Here is a 21696-nt window from a genome sequence, read left to right on the forward strand (position 1 = left end):
TCGCGTACGGCTGTGGCTCAGGAGTCGGCGAGGGCCAGGCGTACCTCGCCGACCGGGTGGCCGCCGCCGAGCAATGGGGTGGTGGCGAGGTCGCCGGGGGCGGTCAGGCCGAGAGTGCGGAGGGCGGCGACCGTGACCGGGACGCGGGCGCGGGAGGAGCCGTCCTCGATCTTGACCGTGCCGGCCCTGCCGTCCTCGTGGACGAACGCGTCGAACCCCTCCGCGCCCGCCTTCACCATCAGCCCGGGGATCGCCCGCATGAGCGCCGCCTCGGGCCGGCGCGTGCCGGAGGTCCACTCGGGGTGGGCGCGCATGGCGTCGAAGATCCGCCGCTCCTCGCCCCCGCCGAGCGGGAAGGCCCGGAAGGCCCGGGTGACCCCGACCATCGAGACGAAGAACAGCGGCGCGCCGCAGCCGTCGACCCCGGTGGCGGCCACCCGCTCACCGGTCAGCTCCTCCACGGTGCCCCGGATCGCGCGCTGCAGCGGGTGCCCCGGGTCGAGGTACGTTTCCAGGGCCCAGTCGTTCGCGGCGCAGGTGGCGAGCATGGCGGCGTGCTTGCCCGAGCAGTTCATGAAGATCCGCGCCTTGCCGGAAGCGGCCCGGTCCTCGGCGTAGTCCTCGGGGCAGCGCAGCGCGCCCTCGTCCAGCCCGGCCCCCACGAGGATCCTCTTGACCCCTTCGACGTGGAACACCTCCCCGGCGTGCGACGCGCAGGCCAGCGCGAGCAGCTCACCGTCGAGGTCGAGCCCGTGACGGAGCATGCCGAGCGCCTGGAGCGGCTTCATCGAGGAGCGCGGCGAGGCGATGGCGTCCACGGGCCCGTGCACCCGGACGGGAGTACCCGCCGCGTCCACGGTGAGCATCCTCGCCCGATGGGTCGACTCCACGAACCCCGACCGGACAACCTCGACAACAAGCGACATAACACTCCCCTTTCGCGATGAGTCTACGGACGTCGCCGCCTACGCCAGAATGGGATGTCATGCGAGCAGTCGTACAACGGGTGAGTTCCGCGTCAGTGGTGGTCGAGGGCCAGACGGTCGGCGCGATCAGCGAGCCTGGGCTGCTCGTCCTGGTCGGCGTCACGCACACCGACACCCCCGCCGAGGCGCGCAAGCTGGCCGCCAAACTCTGGGGCCTGCGCATCCTGGACGGCGAGAAGTCCTGCTCGGACATCTCCGCTCCACTGCTGGTGATCAGCCAGTTCACGCTGTACGGCGACACCAGGAAGGGCAGACGCCCCACCTGGCAGGCCGCCGCCCCAGGCCCGGTCGCCGAACCGCTGGTCGACGCGGTGGTCGGCGAACTGAGAGCCCTGGGCGCCCACGTCGAGACCGGCCGCTTCGGCGCCGACATGAAGGTCTCCCTGGTCAACGACGGCCCGATCACCCTGGTCCTCGACCTCTGACAGATGGAGGATCGATGACCACTCTCCCCGCGTCCGCCCCCTTCGACTTCTCCGCCTCCTTGAGATTCCTCAACCGCTTCCCCCCGACCGCGGGCGAGCAGCGGATCACGACGACGGACCTGACCAAGGCGCTACGGGCGGGCGGCACCACCGTGGTCGCCAGGCTCACCGCCGACGGCCAGGACGGCCTGGCCTGCGAACTGCACGCCGCCACGCCGTTCCCGGAGGCCGAGGCGGCCGACCGGCTGAGCTTCCACCTGAGCCTGGCCGACGACCTCGCCGCCTTCTACGAGCTGGGCAAGGACGACGAGGCGTTCGCGCCGGTGATCGACGAGCTGTACGGCTACCACCAGGTCAAGTTCCCCTCCCCGCTGGAGAACCTGGTCTGGTCGATCCTGTGCCAGCGCACCGCCCTGCCGGTCGCGGCCAAGGCCAAGCAGTCGATCGTCGCGGAGTTCGGCAACTCCCTGGAGCTCGACGGCGTGACGTACCACGCCTTCCCGGACCTGGAGCAGCTCCTGTCGCTGCCCGCCGACCGGCTGGCCGCCCTGGTCCGCAACGCCCGGCAGGCCCAACGCCTGCACGCCGCGCTGCGCGGCTGGGCCGAGGTCGACGAGACGTTCCTGCGGACCGCCCCGCACCCGGAGGTCAGGGCGTTCCTGCTGGGCCTGCCCGGCATCGGCGCCTGGTCGGCCTCCTTCATCCTGGTCAGGGGCCTCGGCAGGATGGAGGAGACGCTCGTGGACAAGGAGCTGCGGCGGTCGGCGAGCCGGATCTACGGCCCGCTGCCGGACGAGCGGCTGAGGGCGCTCGCCGACCACTACGGCCCGTGGCAGGGCTACTGGGCCCACTACCTGCGGGCGGCTACTTGATGCGGCGGCGCAGCGCCGGGTCGATGGACACGTTGCGCCCGGCGTCCGGCGGCACGATGACCTCCTGAGCCGCCGCCACCCCGCCCGCGAGCAGCGGAGCGTCCACCGGAACCGTCCGCTTGACCACGGCCAGCGCGATCGGCCCGAACTCGTGGTGGCGGGCCGCCGAGCCGACCGTCCCCACCTGCACGCCGTCGTAGGTGACGGGCGCGCCGTGCGGCGGCAGGGTGTCGACGCTGCCGTCGAGGTGCAGGAAGACCAGCCGACGCGGCGGGTGCCCGAGGTTGTGCACGCGGGCGACCGTCTCCTGCCCCCGGTAGCAGCCCTTGGTCAGGTGTACGGCCACGCCGATCCAGCCCACCTCGTGCGGGATCGTCTTGTGGTCGGTTTCGAACCCGAGCCGCGGCCGGTGCCCCTCGATCCGCAGCGCCTCGTACGCCCACAGCCCCGCCAGCGGCCGTCCCAGGTGCTCGGCCAGCTCGGCGCGCGGCACGAAGAGGTCCTCGGTAGCGGTGGACAGCAGCGCGAGGTCGTCGGCGGCCGACACCTCCACGCGCAGCATGAACCGCATCCGGTCGAGGTAGTCGATCAGCGCCGCCGACGTGCCCGGATCGACGTGGGCCAGCACGGCGCTGCCGTCGTCCACCAGCGTCAGGTGGTGCTCCACGCGGCCCTGCAGGTCGAGGACGAGCGTCTGCGTCCACACCCCGGGGGCGAGGTCGTCGAGCTTCTGCGAGGTGAGGTCGTTGAGCCATTTCAGCCGGTCGGCCCCCGTGACGCGGATGATCTCGCGGTTGCTGCGGTCGACGACCGCCTCGTCCTTGAGCAGCGCACGCTGCTCGGCGAACAGGTCACCGTAGTGCCCGGCGACATCGGCGTCCGGACCGTCGGCCGCGACGGCGCCGGGAAGATCGAGCAGAGGGCTACGCATGCCCTCAGGCTATCTGCAGTCGCGGCACAGCCCGAAGACGGTCAGGTGGTGCACGTCGGCGGCGAAGCCGAGCTGGTCGTCCAGGCCCTTGACCAGCCCCTCGACCATCTCCGGCCCGACCTCGCCCACCTCGCCGCAGCCCCGGCAGACCAGGTGCACGTGGTCGGCGTCGGCGGCCAGGTGATAGGTCGGCGCGCCGTGCCCGAGATGCGTGTGCGTCACCATGGCGAGCTCTTCGAGCAGTTCCAGGGTGCGGTAGACGGTGGAGATGTTGACTCCGCGCGCGGTCTGCCGGACCTTGGCGCAGATCTCCTCCGGGGTGGCGTGTTCGAGCTCCTTGACCGCTTCGAGCACCAGCTGCCTCTGTGGGGTCACGCGATACCCCTTGGCGCGGAGTTCCTCGTGCCACGACGTCTCGGTCATGCCTTGAGTCTACGGCCGCTCATCAATCGGTTACCCGTTCAGAATGAGACAGCTTGCTGCCAAGCGCGTCTAAAAAGCGTTTGCGCGGCTTCGGGATGTTTCATAGCGTACAAGCACGCCGAAAGGAGGTGGTCCAAGAAATGGTTATTCATAGTTGGACTAGCGAGGTGGCTGTCCGCTAACCGGATGCGGATGCCGGACCTGGTCTGGACGTCTCGCGCCGTTCGGCGAATACGAGGCAACCACCGGGGCCCCTGGTAGCTGGAGGGCGGATCATCGAATCCGTCCGTGGTCCATCCAGCCCGCCTGATCACAGGCGGAGTGCGCCAGGGGCCCTTCTCATTCCCCCGCCAGCGCCTCGGGATTGGCGCAGTGCACCGGCGTCTCCCCGCCGAAGATGCGCACCAGATCCTCACAGATCATGCGCGACTGATTGAGCTCGGTGTCGTAGGTCGCCCCGCCGATCCCCGGCGCCAGCACCACGTTGTCCATGTCGGCCAGCGGATGCCGCGGCTCGACCGGCCGATCCAGCGCCGCCCCGCCCAGATGCCCGGTCTTCAGCGCGCCGACCAGCCCCTCCAGGTCGTACGGCGCCGCCGTGTGCACCAGCACCGCCCCCGGCTTCATCAGCCCGAAGTCCACCGGCACGCCCGGCGAGATCACCACGACCATGTCGGAGACCGCCAGCACCGTGTCCACCGAGTGCCCCGAGTCCTGGCTCACCACCCGCATCCGCAGCCCGGTCATCCGCCAGGCCAGCGCCTGGGCCGCGGCGCCGTGGCCGAGGATGCCGATCGTCCGGCCGGCCAGCTCCCAGGCCTTGTGGTCCATGGCGTACGGCAGGCCCTGCCGTACCATCCGGTCGGCCACCACCAGCCGGCGGCTGACCGCGAGCAGCAGCGACAGCGCGAACTCGGCCACCGCGTCGCCGTCACGCCCCGGCGCGCACAGCACCGGGACGCGGCGCGCCGTGGCCGCCGCCAGGTCCACATGGGACAGGTCGTCCAGCGGGCAGCCGACCGCCAGCAGGGGCTGGTCCAGGACCGGGCCGCGGACCTCGTCGCGTTCGGTGATCAGCACGCGCGCCCTCAGCTCGGCCAGCCGGTCCGCGAGCTCCCGCGCGGGATACGGCTCCGCGCCGGGTTCGTAGACGACCTCCGCCAGCTCCTGGAAGCGCTCCCACGCCGCTCCCCGCATGGGCGCGAGCACCAGGGCCCGTGGTTTCACCGCGATCTCCCTCCGCAGGGTGTCCCTAGCATGCACCGACCCGCCCGGAGTGAGAAGACCCAGTGTGGTGCCGGGTACGGCCCGCCGTACCCGGCACGGACGATCAGTGCTCGCCGCGGGCGGGCACGCCCAGCCTGGCGCACGCCTCGTTGTAGAGCCTGACGACCGCCTTGCGCACCTGGGGCCGCTCGGTCAGCCGCTCGCCCCACGGCACCCTGACCCGCTCGCCGCCGTCGATCGTGAACTCGATGGCCTCGGCGTCGACGTCACTGGTCGTCGCCTCGGTCGCGTCCGGGCGGTCGCCGAGCCCCCGCACGATCAGCAGGGCGTCGGCAGCGTGGTCGTCGTTCATGTGACGCTTGATCGCGTCGACCACGTCAGGGGTGAAAGGGGTGCTCATAGCCGCTCAGGCTACCTTTTTCAGTTCACCGGACATGTGCGAGGTCAGCGGCTGTCCCACGGCGGCCATGTCGTAGGCCCACATGAGATTGCCCTTGACCAGACCGTAGAGGCGGCGGCCCGCGGTGTACTCCTTCGCGCTCGCCGTGCGCGCGACCACGTCCGTGTGCAGCTCGATCTTGTGGAACGCCACGTCGCCGACGTAGATCTCGACGATGCCGGTCGGGTGCGCGAGCAGCACCTCCATCTGCCGGTTCGGCTGCGGACGCCAGTAGCCGGTCTCCGTGGCCAGCGGCTTGACCCGGTTCCCCGCCTGGTCGAGCAGCCAGGTGCGGCTGGTGTACGTCAGGAACGGCTTGCCGATGTGCCCGAACTCGATCTCCTGACCGAAGTTGAAGCTCTCCATCGTCGGGTAGCCGCCCACCCCGGCGCCCTCCCACCGGCCGAGCAGGAAGGCGATCGGCTCCAGGTCGGGATGTACTTCAGGTTCTTCCATGTCACCCAACCCTATTACCGCCGGGGTCGGTGAACCCGTATTCTCCGGCCAGGTCGGCGACCGGCAGCGTACCGCCCGCGTGCCGCCCGACCTCGGGATCCTGCAGCAGCGCCAGGACGGCCCGGCCGGGGAACTCCACCGAGTCGCTGCCCGGCGGCATCTCGTCACCGATCGCGGCGACGATCGCCTCGGTCCTGGTGAACCCGGGCGAGAGCGCGAGCGCGGTGACCCCGTGCGGGCGCAGGTCGTGCGCGAGGGTCCTGGCCAGGCGGCTGACCGAGGTCATCGCCAGGTCGTAGAAGACGTGCCCGCCGATCACCTCGGAGTCGGTGTCGGCGTACCCGGTCAGCACGACGAGCCCGCCCCGCTCGATCAGCAGCGGCGCGGCGTGCCAGGCGGCCACCAGGTGGCTGCGCACGCCGATGTGCACCATGTTGTGCCAGTGGTCGAGCGGCAGCGTCCAGAACGGCCCGTTCGCGAACGGCAGCGCGTTGCCGTCGCACGCGTTGGCCACCAGCAGGTCGAGCCCGCCCTGCTCGGCGCGCACCCGCTCGAACAGCGCGGCCACCGCCTGGTCGTCGGCGTGGTCGAGCGGCACCGCGATCCCCCGCCCGCCGCGCGCCGTGACCTGCTCGGCCGTGTCCTCGACCGTCCCGGGCAACTCCGAGGTACGGCGGGCGCGGCTCTCCTTGTCGGTGACGTACACGGTCATGCCCGCCTCGCCGAGCACGAGCGCGACCCCTCGTCCGACGCCCCGCGCCCCTCCGGTGACGACCGCCGTCCTCTCCATCACGCGTCTCCTTCGCTCAGGTAGGCCTCCAGGCGGGTCAGGGTGTTGTCCCAGCCGCTGGTGAATCCGGCGCGGATCTCCTCGTCGACCTCGCCGAGCACGCGGTGTTCCACGGTGACCGTGGTGACCGCGCCGTCGGGCTCCAGGCGCATGGTCCACCGGCCGGTGACCGGGCCGCGCATGCCCATGGTGCCGTCCACGGCCAGTTCCCTGCCGGGATCGAGCTCCGCGACGACTCCCCACAGCGATCCCCGCGGCCCGTCCTCGAACGTGAGGGCCAGGTGCCCGCCCACCCTCGGCTCGAAGGTCAGCCGCCCCCCTTCGGGCCAGCAGGGCGGCCACCAGGCGGGCAGTTCGAGCAGCGCCGCCCAGGTGCGGCCGCCGTCCGCCTTCACCGTGTGCACGGCACGTACGTCCAGCCCGTAGTTCATGCTCGCCTCCGCGTTGTCGGCCAGGCGCAGCGCGACCTCGGCGGCGGCGTCCGCGTGGGGGCTCACCCACCGCTCGTAGACCTGCCGCAGTGGCACCGGATTGAGATGGTTGAGCCGCTCCCTGCCCCGCCGCTCCACCGTGACCAGCCCGGTCTCGACCAGGACGGCCAGGTGCTTCATCACCGCGAACCTGGTGGTCGGGAAGGCCTCGGCGAGCGTGCCCGTGGTGCGTGGCCCGCGGCGCAGTTCGTCGAGGATCGCCCGCCTGGTCGGATCGGCCAGCGCCCGCCAGATCGGCTCAGAGTCAGGAACAACCCGCATATGTGACTTTCTAGTCACATGTTGGCCGACCGTCAACCCGGTAGCCCGAACGGTGTGGGTTCGGTCTAGGCTGACGGACATGGCACGATCACTGGTGATCAAGGTGACCGCCGGGGCCGACGCCCCCGAGCGCTGCAATCAGGCGTTCACGGTCGCAGCCGCCGCGCTGGCGAGCGGTGTTCCCGTGTCCCTGTGGCTGACCGGAGAAGCCTCCTGGTTCGCCCTGCCGGGCCGGGCCAAGGAGTTCAGCCTCCCGCACGCCGCCGCGCTGAGCGACCTGCTCGACGCGGTGCTGACGGGCGGCCAGGTGACGGTGTGCACCCAGTGCGCGGCCCGCCGCGACATCACCGTCGACGACCTCATCTCGGGCGTCCGCATCGCCGGGGCCTCCGCGTTCGTCGAAGAGGCCGTCGCCGACGGCGCCCAGGCGCTGGTCTACTAGCCCCTGGGCGGGCGAGGTCAGCGCGGGAGGACCGCCGCCAGGCGCTCCTGGCGGAGGCGTTCGTACCAGCTGTCGTCGATCATGGTCAGGGTTTCGCCCACCGCCCAGCTCAGCAGCAGGTCGGCCAGGGCGGGATTGCGGGCCAGGGCGGGGCCGTGCAGGTAGGTGCCGACGACGTGACCGGCGTAGCAGCCCTCGAACCCGTCCCCGTTGCCCGTCCCCACGATCGTCCGGGACAGCGGCTTGACCCCGGGGCCCAGATGGGTGATGCCCATGTGGTTCTCGAAGCCGGTCAGGGTGGGCAGGTTGAGCGCGGAGTCCACCTCGGCGACCAGTTCGCCGACCGCGCGGGCCGGCCCCCGGGAGCTGGAGATGTCGAGCAGGCCGATGCCGTCGACGGGCTGGCCCTCCTCGCCGCCGAAGGTGCTGCCCATGATCTGGTACCCGGCGCAGACGGCCAGCATGGCCGCCCCGCGGGCGATGGCGCGGTGCAGGCCGCCGTCCCTGCGCAGCCGCTCGGCCGCGAGGATCTGCGGACGGTCCTCGCCGCCGCCGATGAGGTAGATGTCGCCCGTCTCCGGCACGGGGTCGGCCGAGCGCACGTGCACGGTCTCCACCTCGATGCCCCTGCGGCGGGCGCGCTGCTCCAGGACGAGCACGTTGCCCTGGTCGCCGTACGTGCTCAGCAGGTCCGGGTAGATCCAGACAAGGCGAAGGGCGCTGTCAGACTGCACGACCGAACTCCGATCGGATCTGCTGGAAGGCGGTGTAGTTGGCGATCACGTCGACCCGCCCGGGCGGCTGCGCCGCGAGGGCCTCGCTGAAGGTCGCGCAGAGCTGGAACGGCACGTCCGCCACTTCGAGCCGCAGGGCCAGGTCCAGCCGCCGCTCCCCGGTGACGAACACCGGACGGCCGCGCAGGATGCGGTAGTCGACGTCCCACAGCCACGACGTGTCCCGCCCGTCCGGCCCCTGGGCGTTGACCGACAGGATGATCGGCAGCGCGGGGTCGGCGACGTCGAACGCCTCCAGCCACCCGGCCGGGTTCTTCGACAGCAGCAGCCGCGCCTGCCGCCCCTCGCGCTCCACCGTGGTGTAGCGCCCGGCGACCGAGGTGACCTCGCGCAGCCTGGGCAGCGCCCGCTGCACCGGCAGGTCGAGCGCCTCGGCCACGGCCAGCGCCATCACCGCGTTGGACCGGTTGGCCAGGCCGGGAAGCTGGATGTCGAGCACCCAGCGCTGCCCGCGCGGGTCCACCACCGCGTCGTCGTCGAGCACCCAGTGCGGCTCCGGCCGGTGGAAGGTGCACTCGCGGCAGGCCCAGTCGTTGTCCTTGCGCTCCAGCGGGCCGCCGCACTCGGGGCAGCACCAGGAGTCCTCCTTCCAGCGCTGCCCGCCCGAGACCCAGGTGACCTGGGCGGCCGTGGAGGCGCCCCAGGTGACCAGCGGGTCGTCGCAGTTGGCGATGACATGGGTGGGCCGGCCGGACAGGGCGCGCCGCCACTTCTGGGCGAGCAGCCAGATCTCGGCGGCGCGGTCCATCTGGTCGCGGCTGAGGTTCATCAGGCAGACGACGTCGGCGCCGGTGGTGTCGAGCACCTCGGGCAGGTACTTCTCGTCGACCTCGAGGACCCCGTAGGGAGCGGTCTTGTTCTGCGAGAGGGCGGAGACATGCCCGGCGGGCATGTTGGCGCCGAACGCGTTGCTGGCCACCTCCCCCAGCTCCAGCAGCGCCGAGGTGATCAGGCGCGTCGTCGTGGTCTTGCCGTTGGTCGCGCTCACCAGGGCGAGCTTGCGGTCACGCGCGAGTTGGCGGAGGAGGTCGGGTTCGAGCACCAGGCCGACACGCCCGCCGATCACGGACCCGTCACCACGCCCGGTGACCCTCGACAAGGTGGCGGCGGTGCGCCCCAGGGCACTCGCGAGCTGAGCCCGCAGCGGAAGCTGGGTCATGAGAGGGATCCTAGCCGCGGTTGGCCGGGCGTCCCTCCGCGAACGCGGTCTTGTTTCCATCACTGCCCCGAACGAGGGCGGCCCGATCCCTACCCGGGCTCCGCGAAAGTGATCTCCACGGGCCCGTCCCCGTCGAACGGCAGGACGAACCGGCGCGGCCACGCCAGCACCCCCTCCAGCCACCCCGCCCCCATGGTCTGGCCCACATGCCTGACCCTGCCCGCGGCCTCCACGCCCATGGCCACGGCGGTGAGGTCCCGCTGCACGCCCTCGTTCTCGTCGTCGCCGAGGATGACCCGCCAGGCCAGCGCCCGGTTGTGCCCCGCCTCCATGGACAGCGGGTGGTGGCGCAGCGCCTTGGCCCGGTGGCCGAGCAGTTCGACGGCGTGCCGGGCGGGTGCGGAGAACAGGGCGTACTCCATCGGCGGGGCGGGGCTGCGCAGGTCGGGCGCGGGGCGGCCGTACGGGAAGAGCCGGTCGACCTCGTGCAGCCAGCGGACCTGCGGGATCACCCACGAGGGGCCGGGGCGCTCGCCGCCGCCCTCCACCGAGCCCAGCAGGCGGCTCGCGCTCTCGGCGGCCTTCTCGGTGAGCAGCGCGGGATCGAACCAGGTCCGCAGCGACCAGGCGCGGCGGCTGACCGCCCGCTCGATGAGGGTCGCGACCAGGCACTCGCGGCGCCGGGCGGGCAGCTCGTTCCACTGGGCGGCCAGCAGGCGGGGCACGCCCGGCAGCGGCCGGTTGCTGACGTAGGCGAGCACCACGGTGTCGGTCCAGAGGCGCAGCCACGCCCACTCGGGCGCGTCGGCGAGCACGTCGGCCTCGCGCAGCTCGAACAGCGTGCACGCCTGCCCGGTACGGCACTGGGCGCCGCACGCGGCCGAGCGCCTGCCCCTGATCGGCGGGGCGGGACTGGCCTTGGTGGCCTCCCGGTCCTCGCCGAGAGGCACCAGGACGCGCAGGGGGCGGTCCATCCCGTCGGCGAACACCGCGGCCGCTCCCGGCCGCAGCGACACGACCTGCCTGGACTGCTCGTCGCTGAGGTTCATCGCGGCGCCGACCAGCCGCCGGTCGTCCTCGGCGGGCAGGCGGTGGACGACCTTCAGCGCCGTGTTCTTCACCACGTCGGAGACGAGCTTGGTGGGGATCTGCTCGGCCACGACGATGCCCTCGCCGTACGCGCGGATCTCCGCGAGCATGCCGGCCAGCAGTTCCACCGCGTGCGTGGAGGCGCGGCCGGCGCCCCGGTCGCGCAGCAGCCGGTGCGCCTCCTCGATGACGACGACATGCCGCAGCTCGGCCGTCTTCTCCTGGCGGGCGCGCAGGCGCAGGTGCTCCACGATCCTGATGATCAGCGTGCCCATCAGGAACGCCTTGTCCTCGTCGTTGGCCACGTCCTCGATGGCGAGCACCACGTTGCGGCGCAGCAGGCCGCCGATGTCGGCGGGGTGGCCGCCCTCGAAGAAGCGCCCGGCCGAGCCGACCCGCAGCGAGCGCAGCCGCAGCGAGATGAAGCCCTCGACGTCGGCCTGCACCTCCCGGCCGTAGCCGATCTCCTTGATCACGTCCATCGCCTGCTCCTGGAGCTGCCTGAGCGTGGGCACGCTCGGCGGCACCTTGGACCCGGGTACGGCACCGCCGGTGACGACGTCCCACCCGTTGGCCTCGTAGACGCGCTGCAGGGCCAGCGACATGATCTGCGGGAACGGCTCGTCGGCGTCGAAGGCGGCCATGAACAGCGCCCGGACCATGTCGATGTGCGCCTGGACCGGGTAGCCGGGCTCGGGCTCCAGCGGGTTGACGCTGAACGGCACCGAGTCGGGCGCCGACGGGTTGATCACGGTGACGGGGGCGTCGATGCGCCCGGCCATGGCGGCGTACTCCGATTTGGCCGGTTCGATGGCCAGCCACGGGATATCCGCCTTGCTGAGCTGTTCGAGCAGGTGCCGTACGGTCTGCGACTTGCCCGAGCCTGTCGCCCCGGTGATGAAGGCGTGCCGGTTGAGCGTGGACAGCGGCACCTTGAAGGTGCCCACGGCGCGGTCCTGGCTGTCGAGGATGGCGCCCAGCTCAAGCCCGCCCGTCCCCGCCTCGGAGGTCACGTCGAAGAACCCGGACTCCAGCACCCGCACGCCCGGCACCTCGCGCCTCGGCAACCCCGCCAGCGCGGCCAGCGCGCCCGCCGTGGCCGCGAACGGCGCCGCCGCCCCGTCGCCGGGGTCCTGGGTGCTCAGGCCGAGCACCTCCGACAGCGTGTAGGTGGCGGTCAGCGCGCTGCGCAGGCGGTAGGGGTGGTGGCTCAGCTCCACCGAGCCGACCAGGACCGGCGCGATCTGCCGCAGTTCGTCGGGGGTCGCGGCGCCGGCCAGCACCCGGACGTTCCACAGGCCGGCCTCGCGGAAGGCGTCGAGCTCCTGCATGCGGCGTTCGGCCCGCTCGGCGTCGAACCGGGAGCGTTCGGAGGCGTCGCCGTACTGCCGCAGGACGTTGAGCTGGGTGCGCAGGTGGGCCACCTCGGCGTCGAGCAGGTCGGTCGGCTCGGCCACGACCAGCCACGCGAACGGCCGCGACATGAGCGTGACGAGCGTGGACTCGAACAGCGTGGGCCGCCTGAGCTCGTCGGGGTCGGCCTCGCCGCGGCGGCCGAGCGGCGGCGCCTGCCGGCCCGGGCACGGGGTCCAGACCAGGCTGTTGAGCTCGGTCAGGTACTCCTCGCTCACCTCGACGCCCCGCGCGCCCCCGGGGAACAGCAGCGGCTCCTGCTCCCCGGCCCGACGGGCGGCGTGCGGCGCGCTCAGCGGTCCGGAGTTGCTGATCAGCTCCAGCGGCGCCCCGGAACCGCGCGAGAGCCAGCCGATCACGAACGACCGGCCGCGCTGCGCGGCGGACAGGACGGCGGGCAGGACCGTGACGAAGTCCCACTCGGCCGACGAGCCGCGGGACGGCGCGGCGATCGACTGGACGAGGTACCAGGGGCCGTTGAGCGGGCGCGGCGCCCCCGCCGACACGCTTGGCTGCATTTCAACCCTCCAAAGGCGGCTTCATGTAACGTCCGCCGACGATCAAGGCATCACCCTGGCATTGGCCATGTCATTACCTCTGCTTGCGCCAGTCCAGGCGTGGCGGCGGCGGTCCGAGGTTGGGCGGCGGCTCGTCCGCGGCCCGATCCGTCTGCTCAAGCGCGAGTACGGCCTCGCGGACATCCTCGAACTCTCCGAGCGTCGTCTTCGGAAATGTGAGGATCGCCGGATTGGCGTCGGCCAGCCTGACCCGCCGGCCGCTGGCCGTCGCGTCCGTGACGATCACCGAGGTGGTGGGTAACTGCTGCAGCCGGTGCGGCTCGACGAGGAACTCGCGCGAGCGCTGCAGCACCCGCTCCGTCTCGCCCATCTTGGTGGCGGTCCTGCCCCACTCGGTGGACTCGGTGATGTCCCCGGCCAGGTCGGTGGGGCTCTCCTCGCGCTCGTGCTCGCCCTCCTCCTCGGCCTGGTCGATGGTGGAGGTGTAGTTGCCGTTCAGGGTGGCCATCGACGCGCCGATCGTCTCGGTGAGCTGGGCCAGCTCCAGGCGGTGCTCGGTGCCGACGTGCTCGCTGGCCACGCGGGCGTCCTCGGCGTTGCCCAGCCGCATGAACGCGACCGCGGCGTGCCCCCGGCCGAGCCGTTCGCGGACGGTCGGGGTGAGGCTGCGGTAGGTCAGCACCAGGCCGGTCCGCGAGGTCTCGCAGGCGTCCATCAGCCGGTCGAGCACGTCGCCGCGGAGCTTGTCCGCGCCCGCGACGATGATCGTGTGGTACCAGGGGCGGTCGGAGGCGGGCGACTGGCGCAGGATGTGGGTGAGCGCGGTGGCCACGTAGGTGCCGAGGACCCGGTTGCCGAACACCCCGGCCTGGCGGTCCATGCTGACCACGCGGAGCCTGGCGGGCGGTAGCCGTACCGCTTCGGTGCCCAGGGTTTCGAGTTTGCGGAGCTGGGACTCCAGCGCCCAGGCGCGCTCGATCACCACCCGGTCGCTGACGCCGCGGCCGAACAGCGTGCCGATGCGCTCCAGCTGGGACGCGGTGATCAGCCCGAACCTCAGGTCGTCGCGCGGGTCGCCGACCTGCGCCAGCGCCCGCAGCGCGGCCGTCACCTGGGCGATCGTGGCGTTCTCGCCGAGCACCTCCAGCACCCGCTCCAGGATCGCGTTGTCGAAGCTGAGGTCGCGGGTGCTGCGGTGCTCCTCGCTGACGCTCACCACATGCGCGAGCACGTCGGCGAACGCCTCGGGCTTGAGCGTCGCGCCCAGGTCGAGCTTGGGCAGGTCCACGGGCAGCACCCAGACGAGCGGGTCGTCGCCGCCCCGGCGGGCCAGCTCGATGAGATCCTTGGCGATCGCCCCCTCGGACAGGTCGAGCACGGTCAGGTGCCCGCCGCTGTACAGCCGGGTGGCCCCGAGCAGCGTGATCAACGCCGACCATCCGGGCAGGGTGCCTCCGGCCACGTCGATCCGGTCGATCTCGTCGGGTACGGCCACCGCGTACCAGGTGAGCTGCCGGTCGTGGCGGTCCTTGACCTCCTGCCACGCCCGGTACCGTTCCGCGTGCTCCTCCTGCGCCCGGAACAGCTCCTTGTCGCGCTCCTCGCGCAGCCGGTCGTCCCTGGCCTGCTGCTCGTGCACGCGGTAGCGCACGGCCCGGTCGCCCTGCATGACCGCGTAGCTGCAGATGATCGCGACCCCACCGGCGGCGACCAGCCCGATGATCGCGAAGGACCAGCCGATGGTGCCGGTCACCCCGAGCACGAGGATGAGGACGGCGAGCACGGCCATGAACGTGCGGAAGATCTTGACCGGCCGGTTGAGCAGGTCCTCCTGCATGCGCTCGCGGCGGATCAGCTCCGGGTCGGGCGGGCGGCGGGGATCGGTGTCCTCCTCGGCGGGCGAGGGGCGTTTGGGCGGGGGGCCGGGATCCGGGTGCAGCAGGACATACTGCCAGCCCAGGTAGATGCGGTCCGCCTGGAGCTGCGCATGCTCGGGATGCACGTCCGCCACGTGACCCTCCGGCCGCGATATGTCGTTGCTCCGTGACAGCGTAAAAGCTACACCGCCCATTGGGGCAGGGTTCTCGCCAATCAAGGGGAAATCGTCCCCACTGTTGGGACGAATGCGGCAGATGGTGCAAGCGTCACCTATTACGATCCTTACCCATGACGGATCCCTCCGGCAGCGACGACAGGCCCAAACGTCCGATTCTCGTGCCCGTGATCGGTCTGGTGCTGGCGACGGGCCTCGGCGTCACGGCCCTGCTGGGCGGCCTGAACGAGAAGCCGGACCTGAAGCCGCCGAACGTGGCGGCCGGCAGGACCATCAAGATGGGTCTGTTCGAGGCCGAGGCCGTGAGCTCGCAGGTACGGGTCCAGCGGGCCACCACGAGCTTCGGCGAGGACAAGCGCTTCCTCGACCTGACCTTCAAGGTGAAGAACGTCGGCGAGCAGACCACCCCGGTGGGGATGCCGCCCCTCGGCGGAAAGGCGCTGAGCACCACGTTCGCGGGAGCGTTGCTCAAGATCACGCCCCCGATCAAGTCGGAGTTCGCCACCGCCCACGTCGCCGGGAAGGGCCAGAGCCAGAGCGGCCAGCTGCATCCCGGCGTCGCCTCCACCGTGATCGTCAGCTACCAGGTGGACCAGACCTTCCAGCCGCCGGAGAAGCTGGTCGTCGAAGTCGGAGGGCAGGAGCTGGCCGAAGGGCACATCGACACGCGGGAGAGCTGGTGGCCGGTCTACGAGGACAGCCCGGGGCCGCTCGTCCGCAAGGTGCTGGCCCAGGTGACGATCCCGGTCAAGGCGGGTGACGGCGCGTGACGGCCACTCAGGAGCAGACCGCTCCCGCGCCCGACCGAACCGGCCGCAGGGCGCCGCGCCGCAAGGACTCCCGGGTGCTGAGCGCCGTGCTCGGCCTCGCGCTGGCCGCCGGGGCGATCTGGCTCCAGTCCATCGCCCTCGACAACAACGCGATGGAAGCCCCGCTGACCTATGTCGGCGACAGGGACGACACGGTCGACGGCGGCCGCTTCTCCGTGAAGGTGACCTCGGTCGCCACCGCCAAATCGATCGAGACCGACCAGGAGACCGTCGAGACCGACCAGGTTTTCCTCGTCGTCGGTGCCATGGGCACGGTGCCGAGCGAACCGCTCAAGCTCAGCCAGCCGACCCTGCTCACCGCCGACGGGCTCAAGTTCCAGGCCACCGACCGGATCCCGGCCACCTCGACGCTGGCCAACCGCTGGCTGCAGCCGGGCTTCTGGAACGACGGCTACTTCTTCTTCGAGGTGCCGCCCGCCGCCCTCCCGGACGCCAAGGTGGTGTTCGAGATCCCGAACAGCCCCCTGTACGGCGAGCCGCTCATGCCCGAGGTGGAGATCGATCTCGGCCTCGACGAGGCGACGGCCAAGCAGCCCCCCAAGGACGTCCACTCCCTGAAGAAGAGCCGATGAGCGACGACGACCGCGACTGGTTCGCCCCTCGGACCGGCCGGAACTCCGAGCCGTCGCCGCCCCCGAGGCCGAGGCGGAGCCCACGCCCGTCGCTGGGCGGGCCACCGCGACCGCCCCGCCCTCCCCGCCAGCCGCTCTACCCCGACCAGCAGGTCTGGCCGCCCGTCCCCAAGTCCCAAGAGCCGGTCGGCAGCTCGACCCAGCCCCTCCCGGCACTCCCCAGCGCGGGCCCGCTACCGCCCAGAAAACCCCCCGCCCCTCCGGAGGAGCCGACCGCCACCCCGCCGCCCCGCCGCCGCCGCACCCTGCTGTACGGCCTCGGCACCCTGGCGGCCTTCCTCATCGGCATCGGCGCGCCCACCGTGGACAGCTACCTCATCTTCAAGGGCGGCCGCCCCGACGACAAGGTGCACCTCGTGCCCCCGGGCCAGAGCTACACCTTCGAGCACGTCACCTGGAAGGCCGCCATCGAGCCGATGGACGACCCGGTGGGAACCACGCCGACCGGGCCCACCAAGGAATGGGTGAAGATCACCATCGACCGCACCGCGGTCGACAAGGATGGCACGGTCCTGACCGGCAAACCCGAACTGCAGGTCAAGGACCGCCGCGACCGCGCCTGGCAGGTCGAGGTGGACGACGACCTGCCGGCCGAGCACGAGATCGGCAAGACCTACACGATGAACGCGTTCGGCGTGGTGCCCACGGGACTGGCCAAGGAGGTGGAACTGGTCCTGCGCCCGAGCGGCTACCGCAAGGACACGCCGACCGAGGACCTGTTCAAGGTCGACCCGGACTCCACCGAGAACGACGACGACGTGCTCAGATTCACGCGGTGATGTCCTCGCCGCGGAGCCTGGCCCTGGTGGCCGCGATGTCGAACGTCGCGGCCAGCAGGCAGAAGGTCAGCGAGGTCAGCAGCAGGTCCTTCACGAACCCCACCGGCTGCCCGAGCACGATCCAGAGGTACGGCACGTCGCTGCCGATCAGCGTGCGCACGCCCCGGTCGGCGTAGTCGAAGCCGTACCGCAACCCCACGTAGAGCAGGCACATCAGCCCGAAGAGCAGCAGCCCGCCCTTGACCGTCACCCGGAAGGCGTTCAGCACGGGTACCCAGCGGTCGCGGAATCCGCCGATGACCCGGTCGACCGACTTCTGGGTGAGGTTGTGGCTCTGCTCCAGCCGGTCGACGCCGCGCTCGACGCGGGTGCCGCGCAACGCCCTGCGGGTGTCGTCCACGGTGCCGCCGAAGACCAGGACGGCGATGGCGAGCCAGGTGAGCGGGAGCACCAGCGCGTCGATGACATGCGGCCAGAAGTCCCCGACGAACTTCCAGAACGCGTCCCAGCCGGGGATGTTCTCCCGGGCGGACTGCCAGAGGTCGGCGCCGCCCGCGACCACCTCCCGGTGCTCCAGCCAGTCGCCGCGCAGCTTGGCGAAGGCGAGCAGGGCGTTGATGCCGCAGAACATGAAGGCGAACTCGGCGAAGGCGGCCGCGAGCCCGGTGTACTTCCCGCTGCCCTTCTCGACCATCCGATTGAAGATCGCCCGGAGTCCGAACACGACGACCATCGCCGCCAGCGAGACGCGCCAGTCGAGGTTGCTCAGCCCCCCGCCCGCGGTGGTCTGCTCGTCGGCGCCGGTCGCGACGTTGTTCAGGATGATGGTGTAGAAGTTGTCGTCGATGTTGTGGGAGAAGTCGAGCTGGATGAAGTCGATCGCGTCGACGACGTGCAGTTCCCAGCCCAGGTAGATGATCGCGAACGCGGGGGCCACCCGGTTCAGCGAGCTCCAGAACTTCTCGTCCTCGGCGCCGTCCGCGCGCCTGGCGCCCGTCTCCCACAGCGCGTCGCGCAATGCCAGGAACATGCCCGTGGTCATCGTCATGGAGACCATCACGATGACGGTGAAGATCACGACAGTGGCCACCAGGCGGACCTGGTAGTAGGAGCCGTGCGAGATCTCGGTGGCCAGGTAGAGCAGCGCGAAGCGGGTCGCCTCCCCCGCCGAGAACCACAGGATCAGCGGAAGCGCACACCGCCCGGCGAGGCGGAGGGTGTGCAAGGGCAGTGAGAAGGGCGACGGCGTCCTCTGGGCCGGGGAAGGCGCAGGTCGGGGTGGCGCCGCCACACCTGACGATCCTGACATCTGGTGAATCGTATCGGTCTGCCCCTCCCGTCGCAGCCCGGAATGCGAACGATGTCGTTGAGTGTTCAACCAACCATGACGCTTCTCAACGAGATCGAGCGTTACCGCTACGCCGAGCGCCTGCTGGGCCAGCGGGACCCGCTCGGAGCCCTGACCATGCTGGAGCCCCTCCTCGCCGACCACGCCGACGACCACGGCGTCCAACTCCTGGCCGCCCGCGCGTACTACCACTCGGCCCAGCTCGGCCGGGCCCGCGACGCGCTGACCGGCCTGCTGGAACGCGACCCGAGCGACCACTACGCCCGCTTCCTGCTCGGCCGCACCCTGGAGCGCGCCAGCCGCCCTGCGGAGGCCCTCCCCCACCTCCGCCTGGCCGCCACCATGCACACCGACCCCGACTACACCGACTCGGTCCTCCGAGTAGAACGCAAACTCACCAAGTAGCCACCCGGTGCGCCCATGAGCGCACCGGGCCACATTCCCAAAAGGCTCACGAAAGCGTAGTCACTCAGCTACGTTCTGCGACATGACTGATCATTCCCCCTCCCAGTCAGCCGCCTACGGAGAGCTCCTCGGCGCAGTCCGCGGAATCATCGACTCCGCCAGAAGCAGACTGACTCGTTCCGCGAACAGCATCGTCATCGAGACCTACTGGGCCATCGGCGCCCAGATCCTCGCCAGGCAGGCGGCGGAGGGCTGGGGCGCCAAGGTGATCGACCAACTCGCCGTAGACCTCCGGGTGTCGCATCCGGAGGTCCGCGGGATCTCCCGGCGCAGCCTTCACTACATGCGGGCACTGGCCCAGGAGTGGCCGCAGGAATTTGTGCCACAGCTGTTGCACAAATTGCCGTGGGGCCACATCCGCGTGTTGCTCGACTCTTTCTCTGACCGCCCTACCAGGGACTTCTACGCCACACGCGCCGTCCAGGAGGGCTGGACGCGTGCGGTGCTCGAGTTCATGATCAAGAGTCGGCTCCACGAGCGCGAGGGCGCCGCGATCACCAACTTCGACACCACCGTCCCCGAAGAGCACCGCGAGGCGCTCAAGCAGCTCGTCCGCGATCCCTACGTGCTCGACTTCCTGGCCACGCCCCCGGCCGCCGAGCGGGATCTGCGGCTCGCACTCGTCGGTGCGCTGACCCGGTTCCTCCAGGAACTCGGGACCGGCTTCGCCTTCATGGGCACGGAGTACCGCCTGGCCGTCGGCAGTCAGGAGTTCTTCATCGACCTGCTCTTCTACCAGACCAGGCTGCACCGCTACGTGGTCTTCGAACTCAAGGTCGGCCCTTTCCAACCCGAGTACGTCGGCAAGCTCAACTTCTATGTCCAGGTCGTCGACGGAGAGGTTCGCGACCCGGAGGTGGACCACCCGACGCTGGGCGTCCTGCTCGTGGCCGACAAGGAGCAGGTCATCGTGGAGTACGCGCTGACCGGCCTGACGACCCCGCTGGCGGTCAGCACGCTGGGGCGGCTGCCCGAGGAGGTTCGCGAGGTGCTGCCGTCGCACGACGCGATCGCCCGGACCGTGAACGACACGATCAAGCGGCTCGGACCGGCTCAGCGGGTGTAGGGGCCGGGGTGCGGCGGCGGAGCAGGAGGTGGAGGGCGCCGCCGGCGGTCAGGCCCCAGAAGGCTGAGCCGATGCCGAAGAAGGAGACGCCCGAGAAGGTCACCACGAAGGTCACCACGGCCGCCTCGCGGCCCTCCGCCGCCTGGAAGGCGCCGACCAGGGCGTTGCCGAGCGCGGCCAGCAGGGCGAGGCCGGCCACCGCCTCGATCAGGATCGGGGGCGAGAGCAGGACCAGGGCCGTGGCCATACCGGCGCCCAGGCCGAGCACGATCATCGACACCCCGGCCGTCACCGAGGCGATCCACCGGCGGGACGGGTCGGGTTCCGCCTCGGGGCCCGCGGCCAGGGCGGCGGTGATCGCGGCCAGGTTCACCGCGTGCCCGCCGAAGAACGCCCCCGCCGCCGAGGCCGTCCCCGTGGACAGCAACACGCCACGCAGGCGCGGGCGGTAGCCGTACCCGGACAGGACTGCCATTCCCGGGACGTTCTGTGAGGCCATGGTCACCAGGAAGAGCGGCACTCCCATCCCGGCCAGGACCGAGAAGTCCCATACGGGAGCGGTGAACTCCACCACGGGCAGTAGTGCGACCCCCGACAGGCCGCCGGGAGGGGCCGTCACCGCGATGGCGATCACGGCGGCCACCAGCGCCCCGGGTACGGCCCACACGCGCGCCCAGCGGTACAGCGCCGCCCAGACGAGGATCACCGGCGCGGCCATCCAGGGGATCGACGTCATCGCGGTCACCGGGGCCAGGCAGAGCTTGAGCAGCACCCCGGCCAGCATGGCGGCGGCGACCGGCTTGGGGATGGCCTCGATGAGCCGGGCCAGCGGCGGCAGGAACCCGGCCGCGACGATGAGCGCCCCGCACAGCACGAACGCGCCCACGGCGGCGGCGAAGCCGGGGGACGGGGTGGTGAGCAGCAGCGCGGCGCCGGGGGTGGACCAGGCGATGCTGATCGGCAGGCGCTGCCGTACGCCGAGGACGATCGCGACCACGCCGACGGACACGCACAGGGCCAGCAGGCCGGACGCGGCCTGGCTGGAGGAGGCGCCGGCCGCGCGCAGGCCCGCGAGCACGACGGTGAACGAGCTGGCGAAGCCGACGAGGGCGGTCACCACCCCTGCGATAATGGGACGAGACAGGCGTTCCATAAACGGAACGCTAACGGCGGGGCGCCGCCGCGCGCAAGATGGGAGACGATGTCGAGATGACCACACGGCCGGCCCTCGACACCGACCCCGAGAAGGTCGGGCAGCGCATTCGGCACCTGCGCCAGGCGCGTGGCGTGTCGCTCTCCGAGCTCGCCAGGAGGGCAGGCGTCGGCAAGGCCACGCTGTCCGGCCTGGAGACCGGTACCCGCAACCCGACGCTGGAGACGCTGTGGGCGATCACCGCGCAGCTCGGGGTGCCGATCGCGGCGATCCTCGACCCGCCGACCGAGCCGCTCGTGGTGCGCGGCCAGGCGGTCGAGGCGACGCTGCTGCGCGTGTTCGAGGAGAACGGGGTGACCTTCGAGCTGTACCACATGCGGGTGCCGCCGGGCGTCTCGCAGACCTCGCCCGCCCACCACGCGGAGGTGAGCGAGCACGTCACGGTGTTCAGCGGGGTGCTGAGCGCGGGCCCGCTCGACGCGCCGCTGACGGCGGGGCCCGGGGAGTACATCTGCTGGCAGTCCGACGTGCCGCATCTGTACGTCGCGGTCGGCGAGCAGGAGGTGCGCGCCAGCCTGCTGATCCGCTACCCCGCGCACGCCCGGAGCGCACGCGTGCGGCCCAGGTCCCATAGGGACCTGGGCCGCACGTGAG

At 71.3% G+C, this 21696-nt stretch carries 23 protein-coding genes; 9 read left to right on the top strand and 14 right to left on the bottom strand.

What is annotated here, in order from left to right; translation table 11 throughout:
• Nucleotides 1–17 precede the first annotated feature (17 nt).
• Nucleotides 18–926 (bottom strand): asparaginase, encoded by a 909-nt coding sequence (locus ABZ911_RS34840; protein WP_358065958.1) that lies wholly within the window; start codon nt 924–926, stop codon nt 18–20.
• Nucleotides 927–985: 59 nt separating this feature from the next.
• Here ABZ911_RS34840 and dtd point away from each other — a divergent pair, with 59 nt between their 5' ends.
• On the top strand, nt 986–1411 hold the full coding sequence (dtd, locus tag ABZ911_RS34845) for a D-aminoacyl-tRNA deacylase (RefSeq protein WP_358065961.1): 426 nt from the start codon (nt 986–988) through the stop codon (nt 1409–1411).
• A gap of 14 nt (nt 1412–1425) precedes the next feature.
• The gene (locus tag ABZ911_RS34850; RefSeq protein WP_358065964.1) at nt 1426–2283 is read left to right on the top strand and encodes a hypothetical protein; all 858 of its coding nucleotides are present in this window, start codon (nt 1426–1428) and stop codon (nt 2281–2283) included.
• On the opposite strand, the gene ABZ911_RS34855 is transcribed toward ABZ911_RS34850, so the two are convergent.
• The 7 genes from ABZ911_RS34855 to ABZ911_RS34885 all read right to left on the bottom strand — a co-directional run bounded on the left by ABZ911_RS34855 (nt 2276) and on the right by ABZ911_RS34885 (nt 7301).
• Complete coding sequence (locus tag ABZ911_RS34855) at nt 2276–3214, bottom strand: glycine cleavage T C-terminal barrel domain-containing protein (protein WP_358065967.1); 939 nt, start codon at nt 3212–3214, stop codon at nt 2276–2278. The two genes, ABZ911_RS34850 and ABZ911_RS34855, sit on opposite strands and share 8 nt — an antisense overlap.
• Before the next feature lie 9 nt (nt 3215–3223).
• Nucleotides 3224–3637 (bottom strand): Fur family transcriptional regulator, encoded by a 414-nt coding sequence (locus ABZ911_RS34860; protein WP_358065970.1) that lies wholly within the window; start codon nt 3635–3637, stop codon nt 3224–3226.
• 339 nt (nt 3638–3976) lie between these two features.
• Nucleotides 3977–4864, bottom strand: a complete 888-nt coding sequence (locus tag ABZ911_RS34865; RefSeq protein ID WP_358065973.1) for an NAD(P)-dependent oxidoreductase — start codon at nt 4862–4864, stop codon at nt 3977–3979.
• A gap of 103 nt (nt 4865–4967) precedes the next feature.
• Entirely contained in the window at nt 4968–5264 is a 297-nt protein-coding gene (locus tag ABZ911_RS34870; RefSeq protein ID WP_358065976.1) for a DUF2470 domain-containing protein, read from the bottom strand.
• 6 nt (nt 5265–5270) lie between these two features.
• Nucleotides 5271–5759, bottom strand: a complete 489-nt coding sequence (locus ABZ911_RS34875) for an FABP family protein (protein WP_358065979.1) — start codon at nt 5757–5759, stop codon at nt 5271–5273.
• A gap of 1 nt (nt 5760) precedes the next feature.
• Complete coding sequence (locus ABZ911_RS34880) at nt 5761–6549, bottom strand: SDR family oxidoreductase (RefSeq protein WP_358065982.1); 789 nt, start codon at nt 6547–6549, stop codon at nt 5761–5763.
• Nucleotides 6549–7301, bottom strand: coding sequence for a metalloregulator ArsR/SmtB family transcription factor (locus tag ABZ911_RS34885; protein ID WP_358065985.1), 753 nt, complete (start codon nt 7299–7301; stop codon nt 6549–6551). Before ABZ911_RS34885 ends, ABZ911_RS34880 begins: the two co-directional genes overlap by 1 nt.
• A 79-nt stretch (nt 7302–7380) precedes the next feature.
• On the opposite strand from ABZ911_RS34885, the gene ABZ911_RS34890 reads away from it, so the two are divergent.
• Nucleotides 7381–7743 carry a DsrE family protein gene (locus tag ABZ911_RS34890; RefSeq protein ID WP_358065988.1) on the top strand — a complete coding sequence of 121 codons (363 nt, stop codon included), beginning with the start codon at nt 7381–7383 and terminating at the stop codon, nt 7741–7743.
• 17 nt (nt 7744–7760) lie between these two features.
• On the opposite strand, the gene ABZ911_RS34895 is transcribed toward ABZ911_RS34890, so the two are convergent.
• The 4 genes from ABZ911_RS34895 to ABZ911_RS34910 all read right to left on the bottom strand — a co-directional run bounded on the left by ABZ911_RS34895 (nt 7761) and on the right by ABZ911_RS34910 (nt 14727).
• Nucleotides 7761–8477 (bottom strand): glutamine amidotransferase, encoded by a 717-nt coding sequence (locus ABZ911_RS34895; protein WP_358065991.1) that lies wholly within the window; start codon nt 8475–8477, stop codon nt 7761–7763.
• Nucleotides 8467–9696: a MurT ligase domain-containing protein gene (locus ABZ911_RS34900; protein ID WP_358065994.1), complete on the bottom strand. Its 1230-nt coding sequence runs from the start codon at nt 9694–9696 to the stop codon at nt 8467–8469. Before ABZ911_RS34900 ends, ABZ911_RS34895 begins: the two co-directional genes overlap by 11 nt.
• A gap of 89 nt (nt 9697–9785) precedes the next feature.
• Nucleotides 9786–12716: an ATP-binding protein gene (locus tag ABZ911_RS34905; RefSeq protein WP_358065996.1), complete on the bottom strand. Its 2931-nt coding sequence runs from the start codon at nt 12714–12716 to the stop codon at nt 9786–9788.
• 73 nt (nt 12717–12789) lie between these two features.
• Nucleotides 12790–14727, bottom strand: a complete 1938-nt coding sequence (locus ABZ911_RS34910; protein ID WP_358065999.1) for a hypothetical protein — start codon at nt 14725–14727, stop codon at nt 12790–12792.
• Between the two features lie 155 nt (nt 14728–14882).
• Here ABZ911_RS34910 and ABZ911_RS34915 point away from each other — a divergent pair, with 155 nt between their 5' ends.
• Genes ABZ911_RS34915 through ABZ911_RS34925 form a run of 3 tightly spaced genes read left to right on the top strand, consistent with a single transcriptional unit; the run spans nt 14883 to nt 17010 of the window.
• On the top strand, nt 14883–15539 hold the full coding sequence (locus ABZ911_RS34915) for a hypothetical protein (protein WP_358066002.1): 657 nt from the start codon (nt 14883–14885) through the stop codon (nt 15537–15539).
• On the top strand, nt 15536–16171 hold the full coding sequence (locus ABZ911_RS34920; protein ID WP_358066005.1) for a hypothetical protein: 636 nt from the start codon (nt 15536–15538) through the stop codon (nt 16169–16171). The genes ABZ911_RS34915 and ABZ911_RS34920 overlap by 4 nt, the downstream gene beginning before the upstream one ends.
• Nucleotides 16168–17010: a hypothetical protein gene (locus tag ABZ911_RS34925; RefSeq protein ID WP_358066008.1), complete on the top strand. Its 843-nt coding sequence runs from the start codon at nt 16168–16170 to the stop codon at nt 17008–17010. The genes ABZ911_RS34920 and ABZ911_RS34925 overlap by 4 nt, the downstream gene beginning before the upstream one ends.
• Here the strand turns inward: ABZ911_RS34925 and ABZ911_RS34930 are convergent.
• Nucleotides 17000–18235, bottom strand: a complete 1236-nt coding sequence (locus ABZ911_RS34930; protein WP_358066011.1) for a hypothetical protein — start codon at nt 18233–18235, stop codon at nt 17000–17002. The two genes, ABZ911_RS34925 and ABZ911_RS34930, sit on opposite strands and share 11 nt — an antisense overlap.
• Before the next feature lie 159 nt (nt 18236–18394).
• Between ABZ911_RS34930 and ABZ911_RS34935 the strand changes: the two genes are divergently transcribed.
• Entirely contained in the window at nt 18395–18763 is a 369-nt protein-coding gene (locus tag ABZ911_RS34935) for a tetratricopeptide repeat protein (RefSeq protein ID WP_358066014.1), read from the top strand.
• Nucleotides 18764–18845: 82 nt separating this feature from the next.
• Entirely contained in the window at nt 18846–19889 is a 1044-nt protein-coding gene (locus ABZ911_RS34940) for a PDDEXK nuclease domain-containing protein (RefSeq protein WP_358066017.1), read from the top strand.
• Here ABZ911_RS34940 and ABZ911_RS34945 read toward each other — a convergent pair.
• Nucleotides 19858–21042 (bottom strand): benzoate/H(+) symporter BenE family transporter, encoded by a 1185-nt coding sequence (locus tag ABZ911_RS34945; protein ID WP_358066019.1) that lies wholly within the window; start codon nt 21040–21042, stop codon nt 19858–19860. The two genes, ABZ911_RS34940 and ABZ911_RS34945, sit on opposite strands and share 32 nt — an antisense overlap.
• A 56-nt stretch (nt 21043–21098) precedes the next feature.
• On the opposite strand from ABZ911_RS34945, the gene ABZ911_RS34950 reads away from it, so the two are divergent.
• Nucleotides 21099–21695, top strand: coding sequence for an XRE family transcriptional regulator (locus ABZ911_RS34950; RefSeq protein ID WP_358066022.1), 597 nt, complete (start codon nt 21099–21101; stop codon nt 21693–21695).
• Nucleotide 21696: the final 1 nt, after the last annotated feature.

The sequence above is a fragment of the Nonomuraea sp. NPDC046570 genome (assembly GCF_040645915.1).
Classification (GTDB): Bacteria; Actinomycetota; Actinomycetes; order Streptosporangiales; family Streptosporangiaceae; genus Nonomuraea.